Annotated in this window: 23 protein-coding genes and 1 other RNA gene; 13 read left to right on the plus strand and 11 right to left on the minus strand. The window is 32.3% G+C overall.

Going from position 1 to position 22,356, the window contains the following annotated elements; genetic code table 11:
- On the minus strand, positions 1–2,776 hold a 2,776-nt coding region (locus BLV35_RS08090; protein WP_317040164.1), incomplete at its 3' end, for a beta strand repeat-containing protein.
- 1,459 nt (positions 2,777–4,235) lie between these two features.
- On the opposite strand from BLV35_RS08090, the gene BLV35_RS08100 reads away from it, so the two are divergent.
- The 3 genes from BLV35_RS08100 to BLV35_RS08110 all read left to right on the plus strand — a co-directional run bounded on the left by BLV35_RS08100 (position 4,236) and on the right by BLV35_RS08110 (position 7,749).
- Positions 4,236–4,721 carry a SixA phosphatase family protein gene (locus BLV35_RS08100; protein ID WP_091087715.1) on the plus strand — a complete coding sequence of 162 codons (486 nt, stop codon included), beginning with the start codon at positions 4,236–4,238 and terminating at the stop codon, positions 4,719–4,721.
- Positions 4,722–4,726: 5 nt separating this feature from the next.
- Complete coding sequence (gene ppk1, locus BLV35_RS08105) at positions 4,727–6,796, plus strand: polyphosphate kinase 1 (protein WP_091088511.1); 2,070 nt, start codon at positions 4,727–4,729, stop codon at positions 6,794–6,796.
- Between the two features lie 62 nt (positions 6,797–6,858).
- Positions 6,859–7,749, plus strand: coding sequence for a Ppx/GppA phosphatase family protein (locus tag BLV35_RS08110; protein ID WP_091087718.1), 891 nt, complete (start codon positions 6,859–6,861; stop codon positions 7,747–7,749).
- A gap of 314 nt (positions 7,750–8,063) precedes the next feature.
- On the opposite strand, the gene BLV35_RS08115 is transcribed toward BLV35_RS08110, so the two are convergent.
- The gene (locus BLV35_RS08115; protein ID WP_091087721.1) at positions 8,064–8,408 is read right to left on the minus strand and encodes a DNA polymerase III; all 345 of its coding nucleotides are present in this window, start codon (positions 8,406–8,408) and stop codon (positions 8,064–8,066) included.
- Between the two features lie 10 nt (positions 8,409–8,418).
- Between BLV35_RS08115 and BLV35_RS08120 the strand changes: the two genes are divergently transcribed.
- Positions 8,419–8,676 carry a hypothetical protein gene (locus BLV35_RS08120; RefSeq protein ID WP_091087725.1) on the plus strand — a complete coding sequence of 86 codons (258 nt, stop codon included), beginning with the start codon at positions 8,419–8,421 and terminating at the stop codon, positions 8,674–8,676.
- Positions 8,677–8,704: 28 nt separating this feature from the next.
- Here the strand turns inward: BLV35_RS08120 and dnaX are convergent, their stop codons facing one another.
- From dnaX to BLV35_RS08145, 5 genes are all read right to left on the minus strand, one after another.
- On the minus strand, positions 8,705–9,790 hold the full coding sequence (gene dnaX / locus BLV35_RS08125; RefSeq protein WP_091087728.1) for a DNA polymerase III subunit gamma/tau: 1,086 nt from the start codon (positions 9,788–9,790) through the stop codon (positions 8,705–8,707).
- A 130-nt stretch (positions 9,791–9,920) separates the two neighbouring features.
- On the minus strand, positions 9,921–11,006 hold the full coding sequence (locus BLV35_RS08130) for a class I SAM-dependent methyltransferase (RefSeq protein ID WP_091087731.1): 1,086 nt from the start codon (positions 11,004–11,006) through the stop codon (positions 9,921–9,923).
- 96 nt (positions 11,007–11,102) lie between these two features.
- Entirely contained in the window at positions 11,103–11,402 is a 300-nt protein-coding gene (locus tag BLV35_RS08135; protein ID WP_091087734.1) for a hypothetical protein, read from the minus strand.
- 71 nt (positions 11,403–11,473) lie between these two features.
- Positions 11,474–11,773, minus strand: coding sequence for a hypothetical protein (locus BLV35_RS08140; RefSeq protein ID WP_091087738.1), 300 nt, complete (start codon positions 11,771–11,773; stop codon positions 11,474–11,476).
- A gap of 70 nt (positions 11,774–11,843) precedes the next feature.
- On the minus strand, positions 11,844–12,155 hold the full coding sequence (locus BLV35_RS08145; protein ID WP_091087742.1) for a hypothetical protein: 312 nt from the start codon (positions 12,153–12,155) through the stop codon (positions 11,844–11,846).
- 115 nt (positions 12,156–12,270) lie between these two features.
- Here BLV35_RS08145 and rnpB point away from each other — a divergent pair.
- From rnpB to BLV35_RS08160, 3 genes are all read left to right on the plus strand, one after another.
- Positions 12,271–12,596, plus strand: an RNA gene (rnpB, locus tag BLV35_RS08150) — RNase P RNA component class A.
- Between the two features lie 130 nt (positions 12,597–12,726).
- Complete coding sequence (locus BLV35_RS08155; protein ID WP_091087745.1) at positions 12,727–13,659, plus strand: ketopantoate reductase family protein; 933 nt, start codon at positions 12,727–12,729, stop codon at positions 13,657–13,659.
- 139 nt (positions 13,660–13,798) lie between these two features.
- On the plus strand, positions 13,799–14,335 hold the full coding sequence (locus BLV35_RS08160) for a hypothetical protein (protein ID WP_091087749.1): 537 nt from the start codon (positions 13,799–13,801) through the stop codon (positions 14,333–14,335).
- A 76-nt stretch (positions 14,336–14,411) separates the two neighbouring features.
- Here the strand turns inward: BLV35_RS08160 and BLV35_RS08165 are convergent, their stop codons facing one another.
- Both BLV35_RS08165 and BLV35_RS08170 read right to left on the minus strand, forming a co-directional pair.
- The gene (locus tag BLV35_RS08165) at positions 14,412–15,002 is read right to left on the minus strand and encodes an RsmD family RNA methyltransferase (protein ID WP_091087751.1); all 591 of its coding nucleotides are present in this window, start codon (positions 15,000–15,002) and stop codon (positions 14,412–14,414) included.
- Positions 14,999–15,820, minus strand: a complete 822-nt coding sequence (locus BLV35_RS08170) for a DUF3822 family protein (RefSeq protein ID WP_091087755.1) — start codon at positions 15,818–15,820, stop codon at positions 14,999–15,001. Before BLV35_RS08170 ends, BLV35_RS08165 begins: the two co-directional genes overlap by 4 nt.
- 234 nt (positions 15,821–16,054) lie before the next feature.
- Here BLV35_RS08170 and BLV35_RS08175 point away from each other — a divergent pair, with 234 nt between their 5' ends.
- The 6 genes from BLV35_RS08175 (at position 16,055) to kdsB (ending at position 20,832) form a co-directional block, all read left to right on the plus strand.
- On the plus strand, positions 16,055–17,476 hold the full coding sequence (locus BLV35_RS08175) for an ATP-dependent DNA helicase (protein WP_091087758.1): 1,422 nt from the start codon (positions 16,055–16,057) through the stop codon (positions 17,474–17,476).
- 45 nt (positions 17,477–17,521) lie between these two features.
- Positions 17,522–18,601 (plus strand): acyltransferase family protein, encoded by a 1,080-nt coding sequence (locus BLV35_RS08180; protein WP_091087761.1) that lies wholly within the window; start codon positions 17,522–17,524, stop codon positions 18,599–18,601.
- Between the two features lie 64 nt (positions 18,602–18,665).
- Entirely contained in the window at positions 18,666–18,872 is a 207-nt protein-coding gene (locus BLV35_RS08185) for a DUF2683 family protein (RefSeq protein WP_091087764.1), read from the plus strand.
- A gap of 92 nt (positions 18,873–18,964) precedes the next feature.
- Positions 18,965–19,138: a Txe/YoeB family addiction module toxin gene (locus BLV35_RS19465; protein WP_262488524.1), complete on the plus strand. Its 174-nt coding sequence runs from the start codon at positions 18,965–18,967 to the stop codon at positions 19,136–19,138.
- Positions 19,139–19,204: 66 nt separating this feature from the next.
- A complete protein-coding gene (locus tag BLV35_RS08195; RefSeq protein WP_091087767.1) occupies positions 19,205–19,909 on the plus strand; it encodes an endonuclease/exonuclease/phosphatase family protein in 705 nt (234 codons plus the stop codon).
- A gap of 197 nt (positions 19,910–20,106) precedes the next feature.
- Positions 20,107–20,832 (plus strand): 3-deoxy-manno-octulosonate cytidylyltransferase, encoded by a 726-nt coding sequence (gene kdsB / locus BLV35_RS08200; protein WP_091087769.1) that lies wholly within the window; start codon positions 20,107–20,109, stop codon positions 20,830–20,832.
- Position 20,833: 1 nt separating this feature from the next.
- Here the strand turns inward: kdsB and BLV35_RS08205 are convergent, their stop codons facing one another.
- The gene (locus BLV35_RS08205) at positions 20,834–21,544 is read right to left on the minus strand and encodes a potassium channel family protein (RefSeq protein WP_091087772.1); all 711 of its coding nucleotides are present in this window, start codon (positions 21,542–21,544) and stop codon (positions 20,834–20,836) included.
- An 85-nt stretch (positions 21,545–21,629) separates the two neighbouring features.
- Complete coding sequence (locus BLV35_RS08210) at positions 21,630–22,295, minus strand: spermidine synthase (RefSeq protein ID WP_091087776.1); 666 nt, start codon at positions 22,293–22,295, stop codon at positions 21,630–21,632.
- Between the last annotated feature and the right edge of the window lie 61 nt (positions 22,296–22,356).

Here is a 22,356-nt window from a genome sequence, read left to right on the forward strand (position 1 = left end):
TTATTTGAGTCGGAGCAGCGTTTATCGTTGCGGTTGCAGTAGCAGTACATCCGTTAGCATCGGTTACAGTATAGTTATACGTTCCAGCAGTTAAGTTAGCAGTTGCATCTCCTGAATAGGTTAATGTTCCTGTTCCTCCACTTGACGCAAGAGTAACACTTCCTGTTCCTCCATTACACTTAATTTGTGTTGGAGTAGCAGTAAAAGTTATTTGAGTCGGAGCAGCGTTTATCGTTGCAGTTGCCGTTGCAGTACATCCGTTAGCATCGGTTACAGTATAGTTATACGTTCCAGCAGTTAAGTTAGCAGTAGCAGATCCTGAATAGGTTAATGTTCCTGTTCCTCCACTTGAAGCAAGAGTAACACTTCCTGTTCCTCCATTACACTTAATTTGTGTTGGAGTAGCAGTAAAAGTTATTTGAGTCGGAGCAGCGTTTATCGTTGCAGTTGCAGTAGCAGTACATCCGTTGGCATCGGTTACAGTGTAGTTATAGTTTCCAGCAGTTAAGCTAGCAGTTGCATCTCCTGAATAGGTTAATGTTCCTGTTCCTCCACTTGAAGCAAGAGTAACAGTACCTGTTCCTCCATTACACTTAATTTGTGTTGGAGTAGCAGTAAAAGTTATTTGAGTCGGAGCAACGTTTATCGTTGCCGTTCCAGTAGCAGTACATCCGTTAGCATCTGTAACAGTATAGTTATATGTTCCAGCAGTTAAGTTAGCAGTAGCAGATCCTGAATAGGTTAAAGTTCCTGTTCCTCCACTTGACGCAAGAGTAACATTTCCTGTTCCTCCATTACACTTAATTTGTGTTGGAGTAGCAGTAAAAGTGATTTGAGTCGGAGCAGCGTTTATCGTTGCAGTTGCAGTAGCAGTACATCCGTTAGCATCTGTAACGGTATAGTTATATGTTCCAGCAGTTAAGTTAGCAGTTGCATCTCCTGAATAGGTTAATGTTCCTGTTCCTCCACTTGACGCAAGAGTAACACTTCCTCTTCCTCCATTACACTTAATTTGTGTTGGAGTAGCAGTAAAAGTGATTTGAGTCGGAGCAGCGTTTATCGTTGCAGTTGCAGTTGCAGTACATCCACTTTCGTTAGTTGTCGTTAGTGTATAAGTTCCAGCATTTTGAACAATTATAGAAGATGTAGTTGCTCCAGTACTCCATAATAGAGTTCCTGCAGCTGTTGTAGACAAAGTAGAAGTCCCATCACAGTTGTTCACCACTGTTACAGTTGGTGCCGCTGGAATAGGTTTTACAGTTACTGTTCCTTTTCCTTGTGCAGATGGGCAACCGTTTAAAGTGTATATTACAGTATATTCAGTTGTGGTTGATGGAGAAACAGTTATGGAAGCAGTTGTAGCTCCAGTACTCCATAAATATGTTCCACCAGTTGCTGTTCCTGTTGCAGTTATTGTTGCCGCAGTTCCATTACAAACCGATGCGTTTGTTACTTCCAATATTGGCTTAGGTTTCACAGTAACTTTGATATTAAAAGGTGATCCTGTACAAGCACCTGATTTTGGAGTTACTATATAAGTAACAATTATAGGATTGTTTGTTGAATTAGTTAAAATACCACTACTAATGTTTGTAGCATTAGATCCTGATGCAGTTCCAGTAATTCCAGATATACTTGGAGCTGGCCAACTATAAGTAGTGCCTAAGGGAACTATTTCAGATCCACCAGCGGCAGGAGAAATAGTAAATGTTTGGCCACTACAGATTGAAGTTTGCTTCTCACTTATAACAGGTGTAGTACAACAGATGCCAGCATAAATATTTGAGATTGTTTTACTATTTGTATTAACTGAAGTAGAAGAATCTGTGACTGTTAACTTTATATAATAGGCATTATTGTTTCCTGGTGAAAATGTTGCGGATTGAGTTGTAGCAAATTGAGTAAAGTTTATCCCATCTGTTGATTGATACCATTTATAGGAGTAAATGCCATTACCTCCTGTTGAAGTGCTTGTCAAGTTGATATTTCCAAATTGACTTCCCCCTGGACAACTCGAATTAGAAGTAAATTTAGCTACTAATGGTGTGTCAATTTTAAAATCAGGATAATTTCTACATTTAGGACCTGTTAATGATGAAGTTTTACAGTCTGCAGCACATACTGTACCGCTACCAGAACCCCAACCAATAAATGTGCTAGACATTGTAAGTGCATCCCCACAGTTCCAAAGATACGGGGTTGGATCAACAACAATTGTAGGAGATCCACTGGTTAATGGTATATCAAAACATTTGGAATAAACAGTTCCAGTAGGGTCACTATCTGATTTTATTGTACCAGCCAAAAAAACACCTTGCCTAACTGAACCAGTACCGTTTGTTATACTTGCAGCGAGGTAAACATTTACACTACTTACTGATGAGCATGCAGAAGATGATAATGGAGTACCTGCTAAATCTGATGCTAGATAAATTTTATTAAGCGTAAATTCTCCAGAAGAACCTGGTTCATTCCAACATGCTCTAGTTACTTGACCGGAAACAGACATTGATAAAATACTAAAAAAGAGTATATAAAAATAGCTATTAAAGACTCTTATTGACTTTAAATTTTTATTTTCTAGAAAATTAAAATTTTCTGTGAAATAATTCAAAAGATTAAGCCTTGGAAAATATTTATCAGAAAAAAATAATTTTCTTCCATTGCTTATCATTCCAAAGAAAAATGTTTGATTATAGGTATTACTAGCAAACATAAAGAAAGCCTGTAAAAGGAATGAAATTTTAGATTTTTTGTAAGTAAAGTTTGGTTTCATATTGATTTTTTTTTAAATCGTTAGAAATGGGGTTGTTAGTAGGATTAATTCCTTTTTTTTAGTAATTCTTGCGCACTAATTGACAAAAGGGCTTATGGAATTGTTCTGATTCTATTCGAGTCAGATATATTGCTGTAAAGTTTGTTCTTTGGGAATCAAAAAATGATGCTACAAATAATGCTTTAAGAGAAAGCATTCTAATCCAATATTTTGGAAATTGGATTTCTGAATATTTAATACTAGGAACTATTAATAGAGCTAGTATAAGAAAAGTAATTGTTACTATCATAACAGTAGGATTTTAAGTTTTAAAATAACAGTAGATTTCGGGCAGGAAACTATTGTAATATAATTTTGTAATACTTTAACAAACTTAAAAATAAATACTAAAACTTTATATTTTTTTCCTTGAATAACCTAAATACTCGTTTAAGTACCTTTTTTTTAGAAATTTATATAGGAAAAAAGGTATTTTTTTAGGAATAAATATGGTGTAGAGTCGTGATTTTATGTTAAAATTTAACAATATTGTAGTCTAATGCATAGGCGTGTTTTTAACATACACATCATTTTTCCCCACTGGATAAGGATAATAAAATCATTATTTTACCCAATGGAATCTATATATTAAAAGTTATTAATAATATTAAAACTATAAGTAATTTTGGACTACTCTTTTCTATTTTGAAATTACTTTTAGCGATACTCTCGGAATCCAATTTTGGGTTAATTTAAACTCATAAATGAAATATAGATGTAAAGCTTATGCTTAGTCAATATTTTGACTTAAAAGTATAGTAAGGAAATACTATTGCATCTTAAAATCCTGAAACCAATTATCAATGCGGTGAATAAGCTTAAAGTTTTTACGTTTATGCTCTCGCACACATTTCTAAATTGAGTTTTTTAAGCGTTTAGAGAATAATTATTTGAAGGATATTTATAGTTATTTTATGATAATTTCATAAATAAAATTCAGTTTTTATCGCAAGTGTTTTAAAATCAATTTCTTTCGATATTTTTGTCAGAATTACTGCATTGTAGTTGCGTTAATTTACCTCAATTTTCTTTAATTTAAATAATCTACTGTAGTATTCTAATAAGTATAAATTGTCACTGTTTTTGACACTCTTCATGCTAGAATTAGTAATGTTTGTTTAGTTGGACTACAATTTTAAATTAAATTATCACATGTTTACTTACGTCTTTAGTCTAACTATCGTAATATTAATAGATATCGATAGGTAGTGTTAATTAATGACTACTAATTTATTCATGCAATTAACAAGCTCATGTTAATTAAATCGAGTTTTATGATCATATTGAAGGTGTGTGTTTTAACGAAAGAATTCGAGGTTTTTAGTTGAATTTATGTAAAAAGAAACAAGTCATGAAAATATATATTGTATCTTTCTACTTCAATTAGTATTTATTGTAGATCATACGAAAACGCCTAAATATGAAAAATCTAATATTAATAAGACATGGAAAGTCAAATTGGGATGCACCTCTACGAGATATTGATAGACCGTTAGATCAAAGAGGAATGAAAGATGCCCATTTGGTTTCTTTAAGCATTTTGGGTTTTATTCCTAAGACCTATGTAATATGGAGTAGCGTCGCGAAAAGGGCTTCAGATACCGCACTTATTTTTGCTCAAAATATTTTATATCCTATCGAATGTATTGATTTTAAAGAAGGGCTTTATACTTTTGATGAAAAGCAGTTGGAAAAGATTATAAAGTCATGTGAGAATTCGTTTGATAGTATTATTCTTTTTGGGCATAATGCGGCAATTACAAATTTTGTTAATAAATTTGGTGACGTTTCTATCGATAACGTCCCTACCAGCGGATTTGTAGCTTTAGAGTTTGATACAGAATATTGGGAAGAAATAAAAAAAGGCAAGACAAAAAAAATAATAGTTCCAAAAGATTTAAAATAAATATAGTGCCAGAAAAAAAGTATATAGATAGAGAAAAAAGTTGGTTAGCATTTAATGCCCGAGTACTTCAAGAAGCAGCAGATGAATCAGTACCACTTTTAGATAGATTACGATTCTTAGGAATTTTTTCAAATAATTTAGACGAATTTTTCAGAGTTCGTTTTGCTGCAATAAGAAGATTAAGTTTGTCGGGTAAGTCTGGAGAGAAAATTCTAGGTGGTATTTCAGCTCAACAATTAGTAAAAGACATTACGGAGATTGTAATAGAGGACCAAACAGAAAGCCTTCTGATTTTGAAAAAAATTGAAGCAGAGCTTGAAAGCGAAAATATTTTCATAATTAATGAGAATGAAATTTCAGAAGAGCAAGAGATATATCTAAAAGATTTCTTTATACAAAAATTAAGTCCTGAATTAGTTACTATTATCTTGAATGACCTGTCTGAATTCCCCTTATTGAGAGATAATATGGGGTATTTAGCGATCAAATTAGTAATGAAAAAAAACTCGGAAGTTCGATATGCGATTATCGAAATTCCAAAGACGATGAATCGATTTGTTGTTTTACCTTCAGATGATGAAAAGCATTATATAATTCTAATTGATGATGTAATTAGACATAATTTAAAAAGTATTTTTAATATTTTTGATTACGAAAGTGTTTCTGCACATATGATTAAGATTAGTCGCGATGCTCAATTAGATATCGACAGTGATTTGAGTAAAAGTATGCTCGAGAAAATTTCAACTAGTGTAAAAGACAGAAGAATAGGGGAGCCTGTTCGTTTTATATACGATCAGTTAATCGAAAAAGATACATTAGAATTCTTTCTGGATAAGATGCATATTGTTTCTACAGACAGTATAATACCAGGTGGTAGATATCATAACAGAAGAGATTATATGGATTTTCCAAATTTAGGGCGATTCGACCTGTTATATGAGAAAAACGATCCATTGCCTCTTCCAGGATTGAGTCTGGAAGGAAGTATATTACAGAAAATAAGTGAAAAGGATTATTTGTTGAATGCACCTTATCAAACCTTTTCATATCTGACTAAATTTCTTCGTGAAGCGGCTCTCGATCCTAAAGTTACTACAATTAAAATAACGCTGTACCGCTTAGCTAAAAACTCACAAATTATAAGTTCTCTTATAAATGCAGCTAAAAACGGCAAAAAAGTAACGGTACAGATTGAATTACAAGCACGTTTTGATGAAGCAAGTAATATCTCTTATGCAGAGCAAATGCAAACAGAGGGCATTGAGCTTATTTTTGGAGTTAAGGGACTAAAGGTCCACAGCAAAATATGTGTTATTGAAAGAATTGAAAATGGTAAAGTAAAAAGATACGGCTTTATCTCGACAGGAAATTTTAATGAGGCGACGGCAAAGGTTTATACCGATGTTACGCTATTTACAAGTCACCAACAGATACTGAAAGACATAAATAAGATATTTGATTTTTTTAATATTAATTATAGGTTATACCGCTATAAACATCTTATTGTTTCGCCACATTATACCCGAGTTCGATTCTATAAATTAATAGACAGAGAAATTCTACATGCCTTAGCGGGACGAAAGACATACATAAAGCTAAAAATGAATAGTTTGTCTGATTTTGGAATGATCGATAAACTATATGAAGCTAGTAATGCTGGAGTAAAAATACAATTAGAAGTAAGAGGAATTTGTTCCTTGATTCCCGGTATTAAAGGAATGAGTGCTAATATTGAGGCCATCAGTATTGTTGATAATTATTTAGAGCATTCTAGGATTTATATATTTGGAAATGCTGGCCAAACGGAGGTTTTTATTTCTTCGGCAGATTTTATGACTCGTAATCTTGATGGAAGAGTTGAAGTAACTTGTCCAATCTATGATCAGGGAATTAAAAAAGAATTGATTGACAATTTTGATCTAGGTTGGAAAGGAAATGTGAAAGCACGTTACCATTCTGCTAAATTAGATAATAAGTATCGTGAAAGAAATAGCGATCCAGTATTTAGAGCTCAAATTGAGACCTATAAATATTATCAAAGAAAAGTCGAATTATTAGGTGAAAATTCTTAGAAATTTCAATTTTATTTTAACTTATATAAAAGCAAAAAAGTAAATCAAAAGCATAATAAAGAATGATTAACATAAAGAAATACGCTGCAATCGATATTGGATCAAATGCCATGCGTTTATTAATTGTGAATATTGTAGAACAAGAGGGCAAAGAGCCTCAATTTAATAAAAGTTCATTAGTTCGTGTCCCCATACGTTTAGGACAGGACGCCTTTACTGTCGGTGAAATATCCGAAGAAAATATAGATAGAATGTGCGATGCCATGAAAGCTTTTAATCTGTTGATGAAAGTGCATAAAGTACAATCGTATAAAGCATTTGCTACCTCTGCAATGAGGGAAGCATACAACGGAAAAGAAGTTGCTGATCTGATAAGGGAGAAAGCAGATATTAATATAGAAATCATTGATGGAAAAATGGAAGCTGCAATTATTGCTTCAACGGACTTGCACCACTTGTTAAAAACAGATCAAACCTATCTTTTTGTCGATGTTGGTGGTGGTAGTACTGAATTTACACTTTTTTCGAATGGTAAAATCGTAGCCTCCAAATCATTTAAAGCCGGAACTGTTCGTTTATTAAATAATATGGTTTGCGATGTGGTTTGGGATGAAATTGAAAAATGGATTAAGACAAACACGGTCGATTATGAAGAAGTTACCCTTATAGGTTCAGGAGGTAACATTAATAAACTGTTTAAAATGTCGGGTAAAACCCAAGAAAAACCTCTATCTTATATTTATCTTACTTCACAATATTCTTTCTTGAATTCATTGACTTACGAACAAAGGATTTCCGAATTGGGTTTAAATCCCGATCGTGCAGATGTTATTATTCCTGCTACTAGAATCTATCTCAATGCTATGAAATGGAGTGGAGCAAGGCAAATCTATGTTCCTAAAATAGGATTATCTGATGGAATTGTAAAGGCAATGTATTTTGGTAAAATTTAAACTTAAGTTAGTTGTATGAATTAAAAATTAAATTATTGAAAACAAATAATTGATAATTATATCGGAATGTTCTTTGTTTGGATATATTCAATAGGTAGATATCGATTGTAGATAGTTTTAGGGATAGATCCTGAGGAAAAACTTAGCTCTATATTATATTTTGTCGCCATTTTTTGGTCTTTTTATCGCGAATTAAGTTCAGTCGTTATTTACGTTTCGGTACTAATGATTTGGTTGAATTGAGATAAGAAAATAGAGAAAAAAATAATTTACGATAAATGTTAAAAATCGTTACGATTAGCATCTATTCCTTTTTACGCGTTTAAGTCCAGTCCAAAAGTGGTTCTTAAGAGTTCAATACTAGGGTTTATTTCATGTAATCTATTGTACCTGTCTTGATCGTTGAAATTCTTTTTATTTTCGAAACTTTCATTCACGATAACTTCTATGGTAATATCATGATTGTGTAAATGTCCTTTTAAATGTCCTAAGAGGCCATTTATTTCTTTTTCAAAATCTAATTTTGAACCTTCATTAGGTAATTCGAGTGTAATGGCAAATCCGTTCAAAACAGGGTCGTTGATTAGTAACAAGGATTCCATAATCTTAAATCCTTTATCACCTAAGCGTTTTGCATAGTTGGTCCATTGCAATAACATTTCCGTTTCGGTGAATGGCTCGGTAGGGAAATCAACTACTTCTTTTACATACGATTTATTGCTTTCTTCTAATGCTTTTTTAGCACGAATACTAGACAATGAAAAGGCCGAAACTTTAGGTTCATTTGATGTTGTTTCTGTTTTAACGGAAGCAACAGGAGTTTTTATTTCAGGTGTCCTTTCTATAACAATTTCTTGTGGCTTTACAACTGCTTGTAATGGAACAGACTTCGTCTCAGTAGCTTTTGTTTGGTCTGCTATGGAGTAATCCCTTTTTCTAAAATAGGTAGGCGGAATTATAAAGGACTCAACTTTTTTTTTTCTCCATCAAAAGTGATAGAGGCGAGTTGCATCAGGCAAAGTTCAACGAGTAATCGCTGATTTTGGCTCAGTTTGTATTTTAAATCACAATCATTTGCAATAGCAATTCCTTTCAACAGAAAATCTTGGCTACATTTCTGAGCTTGAAGTCCATACATTTTTTGAGCTTGTTCACCTACTTCCAATAAAGATAAAGTAGAAGGTGTTTTACTAACCAATAAGTCTCTAAAATGGGAAGCTAATCCAGATACAAAATGATGTGCATCAAATCCTTTAGATAGAATGTCGTTAAAAGCCATCAATAATTCAGGGATCTTATTCTCAAGAATTAAATCTGTAACCGAAATATAAGTCTCGTAATCTAAAACATTTAAGTTTTCGGTAACTGCTTGACGTGTTAAGTTTGTTCCGCAATAAGAAACCACTCTGTCAAAAATAGACAAAGCATCACGCATGGCTCCATCTGCTTTTTGTGCAATAATGTGTAAAGCATCATCTTCAAAAACGATTCCTTGATTTGTTGCGACTTCAGCAAGATGTTCTTTGGCGTCTTTAACTGTGATTCTTTTGAAATCAAAGATCTGACAACGTGATAATATGGTTGGGATAATCTTATGCTTTTCGGTCGTTGCCAATATAAAAATGGCGTGCTTTGGCGGTTCTTCTAATGTTTTCAGAAAAGCATTAAATGCCGCTGAAGATAACATATGCACCTCATCAATAATATAAACTTTATATTTTCCGGTTTGGGGAGGAATACGAACCTGATCAATCAAGTTCCTAATGTCATCAACAGAATTGTTTGAGGCAGCATCTAATTCGAATACATTAAAAGCAAAATCTTCAGTAGGGTCATCATAACCGGGTTGATTGATTTTTCTAGCGAGAATACGAGCACAAGTCGTTTTTCCAACACCTCTAGGTCCTGTAAATAATAGGGCAGAGGCAAGATGGTTGCTTTCTATAGCATTCAGCAAAGTATTGGTAATGGCTTTTTGTCCCACTACATCATTAAATGTTTGAGGACGATACTTACGAGCCGATACAATAAATTGTTCCATAGAATTTTTATTCGAAAGCAAATATAGTCATTGCCATTATATTATGAAAATGATAATTTGTTTAATTCTAAAATTATTGGAATAAGAAAATTGACTTTGTTTTTTTGAAATATAAAGAGACTTGATTAAATTATTGATTTAAGCCTTTAAGTAGCCTTTGTACAGCTCCTTTTCGTTGAATTAAAACCTTGAATTTTAACCCCATACTCATTAAGAGGCTATGGTTAATGAAGGTTTCGTGAATTTTAGTCTGGGAGTTGTTCTCATGATTATTCATAATTGCATTTTGGTATTGTTTTATACCCAATGCAGTTAAGAAATGCGTTTGATTGGTTATTCCACAAGTTTCTAAACCATTTTCATTTCCCCAATTTGTTAAAGCTGTGAAATTTACATGAGAAGTGATATCCTGACTTCCTATTAATTGAAAAGGATTATCATTTTTTTGATGTTTATTGTAGCATAAGAGTGTTCCTGAGCTTCTGTGAATGGCGTATATGTCAGAAGAACAACCTCCATAATCAATCGTGATTACATAGCCGCTCTTTAAATATTGTGAAACTTCTATGATCCACTCTTTGATCTCTAAATTTATTTCTGTTCGAAAACCATTTGGGAGTTGAACCAACAAGGAATTAAAATAGTCTATAAGTTCTTTTTTTGCAGGAAATAATACTTCTTTAAAGCCATAGTTATAATCTACATATACTTCTTTAAGAATGTCTTGCATCACAACTTGATGGACAGCAAAATTATCGAATAATTCATTAGATAGAATACAGCCTCTAATTTCTGGAATGTTTTTTATGGAATCATACCAACTGACTTTTTCGTGCAGATATTTCTTTTCAATCTCTTGCATGGGTGTACTTTTCTCTATAATGCAATAGTTCAAACTATCATATAAAGCAGTGTTGTCCTTGAGGTAATCTAAGATGTCATGGCATAGAAGACCTGTTCCTGCTCCGTACTCAACAATTGTGAATGGTTTTCTGTCTAATAATTGCCACATTTCCTCGATTTGGCGTGCTATCATTGCTCCAAAAGAGGCTGATAAACTAGCACTGGTATAGAAATCACCATTGGCCCCAATTTTATTTTTTGGAGAATTATAATAGCCAAGTTCGGGATAATACAATGCCATTTCCATAAAATCACGAAATGATATTGGGCCTTCGCTTGCAATTCGTTCTCTTATTATTTCAGATAGCACCATTAAATACTGATTTGACCTATTTGTATTTTAGTTTCACATCTCAGCGATTAATAAGGGATTGGGTTTTAAAAAGTTGGTAGGTCAAAATTGAGTATGCTATTTTTTTCTGTCTTCAATACTAATATTAATTAGCGCTTGTGCCGCATCACTAACTGAATTTGCAGCGAAACCAGTAACAAAAACACCATTTTCACCGGATTTTGTTCTTATTCCGTAGACTATCGCTTCGTCATCTGGATTTGTATTTCCTTCATAACGATAGATATGTACGATTTTATAATTATTTGGGTTTTTTACAATGTCCTCTTCGTGAAGATTGAAATCATAAGTAAATCCTTTTTCCTTTAGTTCGTCTAAAGCCTTTGATACAGTGGCATAATGATAAGTGTGTTCCATGCTATTTTTATAAATTTATAAACGTGAAAAATCTAAAATAAAACTGCTGTTGAAGTTCTTACTCTTAATTTTTATTTTATTCTGTTCTTTATTGTAATATTAATCAATGCCTGAGCGGCATCAGTTATTGAATTTGCAGCAAATCCAGCGACAAAAACTCCTTTTTTTCCAGATGTTGATTGGATACCATACACTACAGCTTCATCCCCAGGATCTGTATCTCCTTCATAGCGGTAGATATGTTTAATCTCATATTTTTGCGGGTTTTTTGCAATATCCTCTTCATGTAGGTTAAAGTCATAGGTAAACCCATTTTCATTTAACTCATCTAAGGCTTTGGAAACAGTGGCATAGTGATACGTTTGAGTCATGATTTTTATTTTTAGATAGGGTTTGTATATTTTTTTTAGAAGCTATTTTTCTTAAATTAAAGAACTTAAACTATGTTCTACATTGATTATCACTATTTTCAATACACAGCTTAGCTAATACAATGGCAGCTTCATCGTCTGTATTTGCCGAATAGCCAGAAACAAAAACCCCTTTTTTACCTGAGGCAGCTGTAATACCATATACTATAGCTGAATCGCCTGGATCAGAATTTCCTTCATATCTGTAAACATGTTTTACTTGATGTTCAGCTGGATTCTTAATAATTTCATCCTGATAAATATTATAGTCATAAGTAAAATCTAATTCTTTTAACTCATCAAGGGCTTCAGAGACGGTTGAATAGTGATATATAGGTTTCATAGATAGCGTTTTAAATTACATTTAAAGATAACTAATTTAAAATTAAGACTTTGTAAAATAGCTGTTAAAGTAAAATTTAATGTTTGACTTCGAGTTAAAATTGTTGTAATTTCGCGGCACAGACCGCCTTATCGCCGTTTTGAGCAATCAAAAGGGAGGAAAGTCCGGACACCTTAGAGAAGCATAGCGGGTAACTCCCGTCGGTTTTGTCTGCAAAGGCGAGATTAGGACAAGTGCAACAGAAAGTATGTACAGGTAATGCTGTAGTGAAACCAGGTAAACTCTATGCGGTGAAATATCAAGTATATCAGCATTTAAGGGCTTCTCGTCCGTTGCTGAAGGGTAGATAGCTTGAGTCATACAGTAATGTATGATCTAGATAAATGATAAGGGTTCCGATTTATCGGGATACAGAATCCGGCTTATAGGTCTGTTTTTTTTTATTCAAACAATTAATAAAAAAGGATTGTGAAATCTAAAAGGGAACCATTAAGAAATTAAGTTTCATTAAGTCAATAGGCTTAATTTTCTCAATTTTTTAATGGTTTAATTTTTATTGTAAACTTTAGATATGCTAACAAGAATTGGAATTTTAGGAATGGGTGGAGTAGGTGGTTATTTTGGTGGACTTTTGGCGAAAGCCTACGCCGAATCAGATCAATTCGAAATCGTGTTTATCGCTCGTGGTGAAACCCAAAAAGCAATTGCAGCCTCAGGATTAAAGATTATCACTGACGATAAGGAAATCATTGCCTTTCCAAGTGTTGTTTCTAATGATCCGCTAACAATAGGAAAACTAGATTATCTTATTTGTTCGACAAAAACGTATGATATAGAAGAGAGTCTACTTTCGTTAGAAAAATGCATTACTAAAAACACAATTTTCCTTCCTTTATATAATGGTGTTGACGCAACGGAAAGAATAAGTACGCTTTATCCTGATAATGAAGTTTTACAGGGCTGCGTGTATATCGTTTCGATGATTGAATCTGCCGGAGTCATAAAAAAAATGGGACCTTATGAGAAATTGTATTTTGGATCTGATACAGCGCCAATAGGTAGACTAAAAGCACTACAAACTATTTTTAAGAATGCGTCAGTAGAAAGCTACCTCGTTGATAATATAGTGGAAACGGTTTGGGAAAAATTTATTTTCATTTCTGCTTTGGCTTCAGCCACATCCTATTTAAACCAAAATATAGGCGAAATCATAAATAGTAATTCCAGTAGAGCAGTATATGTTGAACTCTTAAATGAGATTACGATGCTGGCCGCGGTAAAAGGATTGAATTTACCCAATGATATTGTGATGCAAACCATTCATAAATTAGAAAAAACACCAAAAGATGCCACTTCATCGATGCATCGTGATGTATTGGCCGGTCGAAAATTCGAATTGGCTTCATTGACTGAATTTGTTGTGAATGAAGGACTGAAATATGAAATGGAATTACCTACTTATAAAATGGTATTGGATAAATTATCAAAGAAAATAAATACGTAAAATTCTTTTTCTACTTCGTTTATTCCTTGTTAAAAAAACTAAAAATAATCCCTCGATTTTATAATGTATTTCTTATGTTTGTATTTCGTTTTATTTTCTAACCAAATGAAAATGACTTGATTTAACAAACCATTTTAAAATGAAAAAGAAGTTTTTGTTGTTTTCAAGTTTGCTTGCTATGACTGCTTTACAGGCGCAAGACAAACCCTCTGTTGAGAAAAATCAATTTAAAATTAATGTCCTCGCGCCAGGTATTGTCTATGAACATGGTTTTAATACTAAGAATACATTGTATTCAGAAGTGAGTTTAGGTTTTGGCTACCAATATAGTGGTTATAGTGGTTCGAATTGGAATTTTTATCCGCTAATAAATGAACAGTTCCGTCACTATTACAATTTAGAAAAAAGAGAAGCAAAAGGAAAAGTTACAGCAAATAATTCAGGTGGATTTGTAGCTATGACCGCATCTTATTTTTTTGAATCCAGAACAACAAATGATTCGTTTTCTAGTAGTATACCGTCTTTAACCGTTGGTCCAGTTTGGGGATTTGAGCGAACGTATAAAGGTAATTTAAATCTAGGTTTGAATTTAGGAATTGGCTATAATATGGATAAATACGATAATGATTTTATACCAATTGCTAATTTTACTTTGGGTTGGGTAATCGGGAAATAGGATTATAAAATTTTAAAAGCATAAAAAAGCCCTCGTTTTTACAAGGGCTTTTTCAGTTATATAAGAGTTTTGATCGCTATTCTTCTTCGCCGCCTTCAAAAAGATCAGCATCTGATTCTTCTTCACCAGAACTCAATTCGAAAAAACTAAAAATAGATCCGCCGTAACTTTTCTTGAAAGAAAAATTATCCATATGGTCTAACTTCGTGTATTTAGAATGCTCGATTATCATCATTCCGTCATCATTAAGCGTATTTTTTTCGAAAATTAATAATACAATTTTTTCAAAAATCTTTTGATCCAAAGCGTAAGGTGGATCTGCAAAAATAATGTCGAAACTAGCATTGTTTCTTTCTAAAAATTTAAAAACATCACTCTTAGTTGCTGCGATATTAAAATCATATTCGGTTGCTACTTGTTTGATGAATTTTACACAACCAAAATCTCCATCTACTGATGTAATTGGTGTGCTTCCTCTGGAGGCAAATTCATAACTTATGTTTCCTGTTCCTGCAAACAAGTCTAGTATTTTCAAGCCTTCAAAACTGAAATGGTTGTTGATAACATTAAATAATGCTTCTTTAGACATATCGGTTGTGGGGCGAACGGGTAGACCTTTTGGGGGAGAAATGCGTCTTCCCTTGTATTTTCCTGAAATGATTCTCATGAGTTGAAAAGTATAAAATGATTTCTGTTTTCGGCGTCAGAAAAATAATTGTTCCATCGTAAATCGTCGACGTCAATAAGCGAAACGTTACGAATGTATTTGTATGCTATTTTAAAAAAATCACTTTCGCCGTCTATATTTCCTATCAATTCTAACGGAAAATTTTCAGGATTTAAATTCAATTGCTCTGCGGTAAACAAAACATAGTAAATGAAATCTTCGGGAGTTTGATAATCAAAAGAATTGAATAATAACAGCTTCTGATTTTGGATCACAATAATCTCAAAATGTCCTTCACTGAAATGTACCGTCATTTTCTTGTCGTCGATGTTTTTGGATACATCCAAAAGCTTGGTCACTAAAATGCTATTTGCATGCTTATAATCGAAAGTGCCAAATTGATCTATAAAAAAGTTGTTCATATTTACATAAGGAATGTAAACAGAATTGATTTGGTAATTACTGATTTCGTCGAATGCGAAAAAATCAGTTTCAAATACCTTAGTATTGTATTGCAAATAACTTCCTAGGAAATTTTCGTCAAATAGCGCTGTGGGAACAAATGTAGACAGATTGTTATTGTGTATAATCAATACATCATCATAGGTTTCGCTCAATTCAGGGTAGTCCCGAAAGGCATTCGAAAACAAATCTTCAATTTTAATTCCTTTGTGAAAAGAATCAAAATGGACTTCGTTAAAGGAAGTAATCGTATTATTGAGTGTGTCAAAACAGCAAAAAGACAATCCGGCCAAGGAAACTTGGATGGAGAGTTTTTTATATTTCTTTTCGGTAATATTTGTGTTTTGTGTAGACATATTCTGATTTATAATCCATTCTGTTTGTAGAAAACGGAACGGGTTAAATGCGATGACAAACTTACAAATTAAAATAACAATAGCAATGCCAATGGTAGTGACAAAAGCAATGTGAATATTAAAAGCCCATAGAAATATAAAAAAGAGATAAATGTAACTAATATCCAAATTGAAATTGAAATTTTCATTGGTTTTTGATATTGAAACCCTTACTTTGCAGTTAAAATATGTCAGATGAACTCCTCCTTGTTTTATAGTCTTTTACGAAATAAATTTCCTTTTGTTCCCACTTACAAACAGGATATTTTTTTTCAAAAAATCGCTATTTTTTTAACTGAAACGGATAACGACACGATTTTTGTCCTTAAAGGATATGCAGGAACGGGTAAAACGACGGTAATTTCGACGATTGTAAATAATCTTTTGGACATCAATAAGAAATATGTTTTGCTAGCGCCAACAGGTCGTGCCGCAAAAGTGATTGCTAGTTATTCGAACAAACCAGCTTTTACGATTCATAAAAAAATCTACTTCCCAAAGAAGTCTTCTGGTGGCGGCGTTTCTTTCACCTTGCAACAAAACAAACATAAAAATACCATATTTATCGTCGATGAAGCCTCTATGATTTCGGATACCAACTCGGATTCTAAATTGTACGAAAACGGTTCTTTGCTTGATGATTTGATCTCGTATGTCTATTCAGGAACGAATTGCAAGATGATTTTGCTAGGAGATACTGCTCAGTTGCCTCCGGTGAATTTAGATATTAGTCCAGCATTGGACACCCATACATTAAGTTTGAATTATAATAAGGAAGTCGAATATATTGAACTTGACGAAGTGATGCGTCAAGAAGAGGATTCGGGGATTTTGTATAATGCAACGGAGCTTCGGGAGTTATTGAAAGATTCCTTCATCACCGATTTCCAATTTAATGTTCGAAAATTTAAAGATATTGTCCGCCTGACCGATGGCTATGATATTCAAGATGCGATCAACTCAGCCTACAGCAATTATAGTATAGAAGACACGGCTTTTATTGTTCGTTCGAATAAAAGAGCGAATCAATATAATGAACAAATTAGAACCAAAATTCTCGATAAAGAAAGTGAATTGTCCTCAGGAGATTTCTTGATGGTAGTCAAGAATAATTATTTTTGGTTGAAAGATTCAGATGAAGCTGGTTTTATTGCTAATGGTGATATTATAGAAGTCTTGGAGATCTTTAATATCAAGGAACTGTACGGTTTTAAGTTTGCCAATGTGAAAATTAGAATGGTCGATTATCCAGACCAAAAGCCTTTTGAAACGGTTCTATTATTAGACACTATAAAAAGTGAATCACCGTCCTTGACTTATGAAGAATCAAACAGATTGTATCAGGAGGTTTTGAAAGATTATGAAGGGGAGACCAAGTACAAGCAATTTCAAAAAGTAAAAGCAAACGAATATTTTAATGGCTTGCAAGTAAAATTCTCTTATGCGATTACTTGTCATAAATCACAAGGAGGGCAGTGGAATACTGTTTTTATTGAACAACCTTATTTGCCTAACGGAATTGACAGAGATTACATCCGATGGTTGTATACCGCTATGACGAGAGCAAAAAATAAATTATATTTGATCGGTTTTAAAGACGAGAGTTTTGTGGAATAATTTTGTTTTTTAACTGTGATAACCAAATCTAATTTCTGCATCTAAATGATAAAACCACTTACTTCATTGCGCTTCTTTTTTGCATTTATGATATTTGTGCATCATATGACTTTTTTGGCAAAAAGTAAGTCATCGACTTTGAGATGGATTCATGAATCTATTTTGAAGGAAGGATATATCGGAGTTAGTTTCTTTTTTATTCTAAGTGGTTTTATTCTTGCTTATAATTACCGTGATTCGATGTTGAATAAAAAGATATCAAAGTCTAATTTTTATATCGCCAGAATTGCCAGAATCTATCCGCTTCATATATTAACATTACTAATTGCTGTACCAATAACGATTCAAAATGTAAATTTTGAACTTTCACTTTGGTTCAAACAGTTATTTTTTAATTTGACATTGACCCAAAGTTTTGTACCAATAAAGAAAATATACTTTTCTTTTAACTCTCCGTCATGGAGTATATCTAATGAGCTTTTTTTCTATTTACTATTTCCCTTTTTAATCCTTTTAATTTCGAAACTTAAAATTCTTAAATACAGCAAAAGTTTATTAATTCCATTTTTACTTTTACTGCCAATATTGATGTTACTAATCCCTCCAATCTATTATAAAAACCTATTCTATGTTAATCCATTTTTTAGAGTTTTTGATTTCATTATTGGAATACTTCTTTTCGAATTATATTTAAAAATAAAAGATAAAAAGAAGGTGATTAATTTTAATATCTTGGAATTTGGTTCCATACTATTATTAGTTGTTTTTTTTATTTTTCATAGCCAGCTTCCATTAGTAGTTCGATATTCCATTTACTATTGGTTACCAATGAGTTTTTTAATACTGGTTTTCGCATTCCAAAAAGGCCTATTGTCAAGGTTATTGTCTAATAATACCTTGATTTTACTCGGCGAAATAAGTTTTGGTTTTTATATGTTTCATCAACTAGTTTTGAAATATTTTATAATGTTAAATAAATCACTTCTTAATATTACGAATGAATATTTAATCATTTCCATCATTTTAATCGTTTCGCTCATAATAAGTTATGTTAGTTTAATCTGGTTTGAAAATCCAGTAAATAAATATTTAAAAAGGGTTTTGATTAAGAAAAGTAGGGAGTAGGGTTTTAAATAGATACAAAGTAGGACTGTTTTTTTATTATATTTGTATTATTAAAAGTCATTTTATGAGTACAATAACTATTGAAGGCGATGAGAAACACATTTCGTTTGGTAAAACACTTTTAGAACATCTAAAAGGAGTTAGAAATGTTACGGTTCAACATGAGGACAGCCCCTATAATCCTGATTTTGTAAAATCAGTGCAAGAAGGTAAAGCTGAATATAATCGCGGCGAATCTACGACGATGTCTGTTGAAGATTTATGGAAGTAAAATTCACCAAAAAAGCAATAGAACATATTGAGTTTTGGAAAAAATCAGGAAATTAAGCGATTCAAAAAAAGATTTAACTTCTTATTGAAGATATAATAAAAAGCCCATTTGAAGGAATTGGAAAACCTGAAGCATTAAAATATAACTTACAAGGAACTTGGTCGAGAAAAATAAATGAAGAACATCGTATTGTGTATGAGATACCTACCGATGAGATTTTATTAATACATAGTTTAAAAGGATATTATACAGATTTATATATTTAAAAAAAAGCAAACCTCACTTTCACTAAGTGGGGTTTGTTTTTATTAACTTAAAAGAATATAGTTTAAATGAAAATAATAACTTGGAATTGTAACGGGGCTTTTAGAAATAAATTCGAACATATTACTTCATTAAATGCTGATATATTAATTATTCAAGAATGCGAAAATCCAGAAGAATCAAAAGATAAGAAATATCAAATTTGGGCTGAAAATTATTTATGGATTGGAGGTTCAAAAAATAAAGGGATTGGAATCTTTGCAGCGAAAGAAATTAAATTAAAAAAATTAGATTGGACTAATAAATATAAAGATCATAATGTAAAACACTTTCTACCTTGTTCTATTAATGAAAGTTTTAATTTATTAGCTATTTGGACTCACAAAAATAATTCTCCAACTTTTGGCTACATTGGACAGTTTTGGAAATATCTTCAAGTAAATAAAAGCAACTTTAAGAATATAATAATTGCGGGGGATTTTAATAGTAATGTTAGGTGGGATTGTTGGGATAGATGGTGGAATCATTCTGATGTCGTCAAAGAATTAAATGAATTAGGAATTGAAAGCCTTTATCATAATTTCACAAAAGAAAAACAAGGAGAAGAAAAACAGCCTACATTTTATTTACAGCGAAATATAGAAAAGCCATATCATATAGATTATTGTTTTGGATCTAAAAATTTCGTTGAAAAACTTACAAATATTGAAGTTGGTGAATTTAAAGATTGGAAACATTTAAGTGATCATAATCCAATTTTAATAACATTTTAAAATTTATAGAGAAGGTCTATCATATTAATATTGCTGTAAAAAAAAATCACAATAATCCAAGTACATATTCCAGACAAAAATAAAACAAGAATTGATATATTTGCTGACACTATAAACAAGCCTTAGTATCAGTTGAATTAAATTTTTTCTTAGCGTCTTAGCGCCTTCGTTGCAAAAACATGAACAAACACATAAACATGAAAATAATAGCCGTCATTCCCGCCCGTTACGCTTCCACACGATTTCCTGCTAAATTGATGCAAGATCTTGGAGGAAAAACTGTGATTTTAAGAACCTATGAAGCAGCAGTAAGCACACAATTGTTTGATGATGTTTTTGTAGTGACGGATTCTGATTTAATTTTTGAAGAAATTATTTCTAACGGAGGCAAAGCAATCATGAGCATCAGAGAACACGAGTCGGGGAGTGATCGTATTGCAGAAGCAGTCGCGAACCTAGATGTAGATATTGTCGTTAACGTACAAGGGGACGAACCTTTTATTGATACGGAACCTTTAATGAAATTGATTGAAATTTTCAGAAAAGATGTTTCTAGAGAAGTCGATTTGGCTTCGCTGATGCGTGAAATTAAAGAGGAGGAAGTCATCAATAATCCTAATAACGTGAAAGTAGTAACAGATCAAAACGGTTTTGCATTGTATTTTTCGCGTTCGGTAATTCCCTATCCTAGAGAAAAAGATGTGGGCGTTCGCTATATGCAGCACATCGGGATCTATGCCTTCAGGAAACAAGCACTTTTAGATTTTTATAGTTTGCCTATGAAATCATTGGAAGCATCTGAAAAACTAGAGCAACTACGTTACTTAGAATTTGGAAAACGCATAAAAATGGTTGAAACTACACATGTAGGTATTGGAATCGATACTCCCGAAGATTTAGAAAAAGCAAGATTGATGATGTAAGCTATTTGCTACTATCTTCATCAAAATAGCCTTTAGATTTAATTTTGGTAGAGAAAAAATTCAGGAATAAAACCACAAACATCAACACGATCATTGATTGTACGCTCACCAAAAATTTACCAAAAGGGTCAATGGGGTAAAAATCACCATATCCAATGGTAGATGAAGTTACCGTACTAAAATAAATAGCATCAAACCAATGCGTAAAGGGTTTGTTAAAATTGTTAGTGTAAGAATACAAAACTGCAAAACCGAATACCATTTCTAAATAATTAAAGAAAAGCAATAGCATCGATCTTTTATAGGAACGCGGTTTTGAAAATAGATCAGAAGCAAAAATTAATGTGGGTATGTATAGAATCGTTTCTAACATAACATAAACCATTACTCCTAGAATGAAGTAATTGTTTTGCCAATGATTCATTAGAATCAATAATGGCAAACTCACTTTTAGCAAAACATAGAAATCTACAGCCAAGTCTTCGTATTCTGCACCTTTTTTGGAGGCCAAATATTTAATATAAATACCGGGGAAAAATAGCTGAGAGGAAGAAAGGAACAAACGGACAATTTTTTCAATTCCGTTATCATCTTGATGGTCATTATTCCAAATTGCTTTTATATTCTGAATTCTTCTTTCAACAGGATTATATTCCGGCTTGTCCATTTTGGAAACCATTCCTAAAAGTAGTTTGCGAATGACTTGTTTCATTAAATTTAGTTTTGCTATTCTAATCGAAAGTACGATATTTAATTTTTAGTTATTAAAAGAAAAAAATGGAGTACATTAATTTATTTTAAATTGTTTTTTCAATAACAATTAACTCATTATGAATTTCAATTCTAGGTATCGATTTTATGCTGTAATTAGTAGTACAGAAATCTGAGATGTATTTTTTATTTCTAAGGTTGTGCTGTTGATTTAAAAGCATGGTGTTGAAAAGTACAAATCCTTTACTTTTGAGCAAGAAGCAAATCCGATTGATGAAATAACTTTCATATAAAAAATTCGGCATTGTAGTATCTTGGAAGATATCAATGATAATCAAATCGTATTTGTCCCTGGTCTTTAAAACAAATTCAAAAGCATCATCAATTACAATTTCCAGTTGTTGAATTTCATCAAGCTTAAAATAACGATTGGCCAATTTGATTATTTCAGGATCAATTTCAACTCCAGTAATTCGGCCTCCAAATTTAATTTCATCAACTAAAGTTTTTACAACACTACCACCAGCGACACCAAGTACTAAAATGTGATCCATTTTAATTATTTTATGAAAGCCAATGGTTTTTAATCCCAATCTCAAAATACGCTGTAAACTGCCGTACGAATAATTAGTGTTTTCTGAGTCCAATACTAATTCACCATTTGCCCAAGTAATCTCTATAGATTTACTTAAATCTGATTTTACAGTGTGAATATTAATAGGAATAAGGTAACTAAGTACTTTTTTTAGCATCAATAGCGGTTTTTATCAAAAATAAGTTTTAAATTATATATTTTGCAACAAATTAGAGAGT

Origin of the sequence: Flavobacterium gillisiae (assembly GCF_900107635.1) — a bacterium.
In the GTDB taxonomy this organism is placed as follows: Bacteria; Bacteroidota; Bacteroidia; order Flavobacteriales; family Flavobacteriaceae; genus Flavobacterium; species Flavobacterium gillisiae.

Coding starts and splice junctions, on each gene's coding strand:
- BLV35_RS08100 (WP_091087715.1), top strand. CDS start 4,236: ATGAAAAATCTAATATTAATAAGACATGGAAAGTCAAATTGGGATGCA.
- BLV35_RS08110 (WP_091087718.1), top strand. CDS start 6,859: ATGATTAACATAAAGAAATACGCTGCAATCGATATTGGATCAAATGCC.
- BLV35_RS08115 (WP_091087721.1), bottom strand. CDS start 8,408: ATGTTATTGCAATGGACCAACTATGCAAAACGCTTAGGTGATAAAGGA.
- dnaX (WP_091087728.1), bottom strand. CDS start 9,790: ATGGAACAATTTATTGTATCGGCTCGTAAGTATCGTCCTCAAACATTT.
- BLV35_RS08130 (WP_091087731.1), bottom strand. CDS start 11,006: ATGGTGCTATCTGAAATAATAAGAGAACGAATTGCAAGCGAAGGCCCA.
- BLV35_RS08135 (WP_091087734.1), bottom strand. CDS start 11,402: ATGGAACACACTTATCATTATGCCACTGTATCAAAGGCTTTAGACGAA.
- BLV35_RS08140 (WP_091087738.1), bottom strand. CDS start 11,773: ATGACTCAAACGTATCACTATGCCACTGTTTCCAAAGCCTTAGATGAG.
- BLV35_RS08145 (WP_091087742.1), bottom strand. CDS start 12,155: ATGAAACCTATATATCACTATTCAACCGTCTCTGAAGCCCTTGATGAG.
- BLV35_RS08155 (WP_091087745.1), top strand. CDS start 12,727: ATGCTAACAAGAATTGGAATTTTAGGAATGGGTGGAGTAGGTGGTTAT.
- BLV35_RS08160 (WP_091087749.1), top strand. CDS start 13,799: ATGAAAAAGAAGTTTTTGTTGTTTTCAAGTTTGCTTGCTATGACTGCT.
- BLV35_RS08165 (WP_091087751.1), bottom strand. CDS start 15,002: ATGAGAATCATTTCAGGAAAATACAAGGGAAGACGCATTTCTCCCCCA.
- BLV35_RS08170 (WP_091087755.1), bottom strand. CDS start 15,820: ATGTCTACACAAAACACAAATATTACCGAAAAGAAATATAAAAAACTC.
- BLV35_RS08175 (WP_091087758.1), top strand. CDS start 16,055: ATGAACTCCTCCTTGTTTTATAGTCTTTTACGAAATAAATTTCCTTTT.
- BLV35_RS08180 (WP_091087761.1), top strand. CDS start 17,522: ATGATAAAACCACTTACTTCATTGCGCTTCTTTTTTGCATTTATGATA.
- BLV35_RS08185 (WP_091087764.1), top strand. CDS start 18,666: ATGAGTACAATAACTATTGAAGGCGATGAGAAACACATTTCGTTTGGT.
- BLV35_RS08195 (WP_091087767.1), top strand. CDS start 19,205: ATGAAAATAATAACTTGGAATTGTAACGGGGCTTTTAGAAATAAATTC.
- kdsB (WP_091087769.1), top strand. CDS start 20,107: ATGAAAATAATAGCCGTCATTCCCGCCCGTTACGCTTCCACACGATTT.
- BLV35_RS08205 (WP_091087772.1), bottom strand. CDS start 21,544: ATGAAACAAGTCATTCGCAAACTACTTTTAGGAATGGTTTCCAAAATG.
- BLV35_RS08210 (WP_091087776.1), bottom strand. CDS start 22,295: ATGCTAAAAAAAGTACTTAGTTACCTTATTCCTATTAATATTCACACT.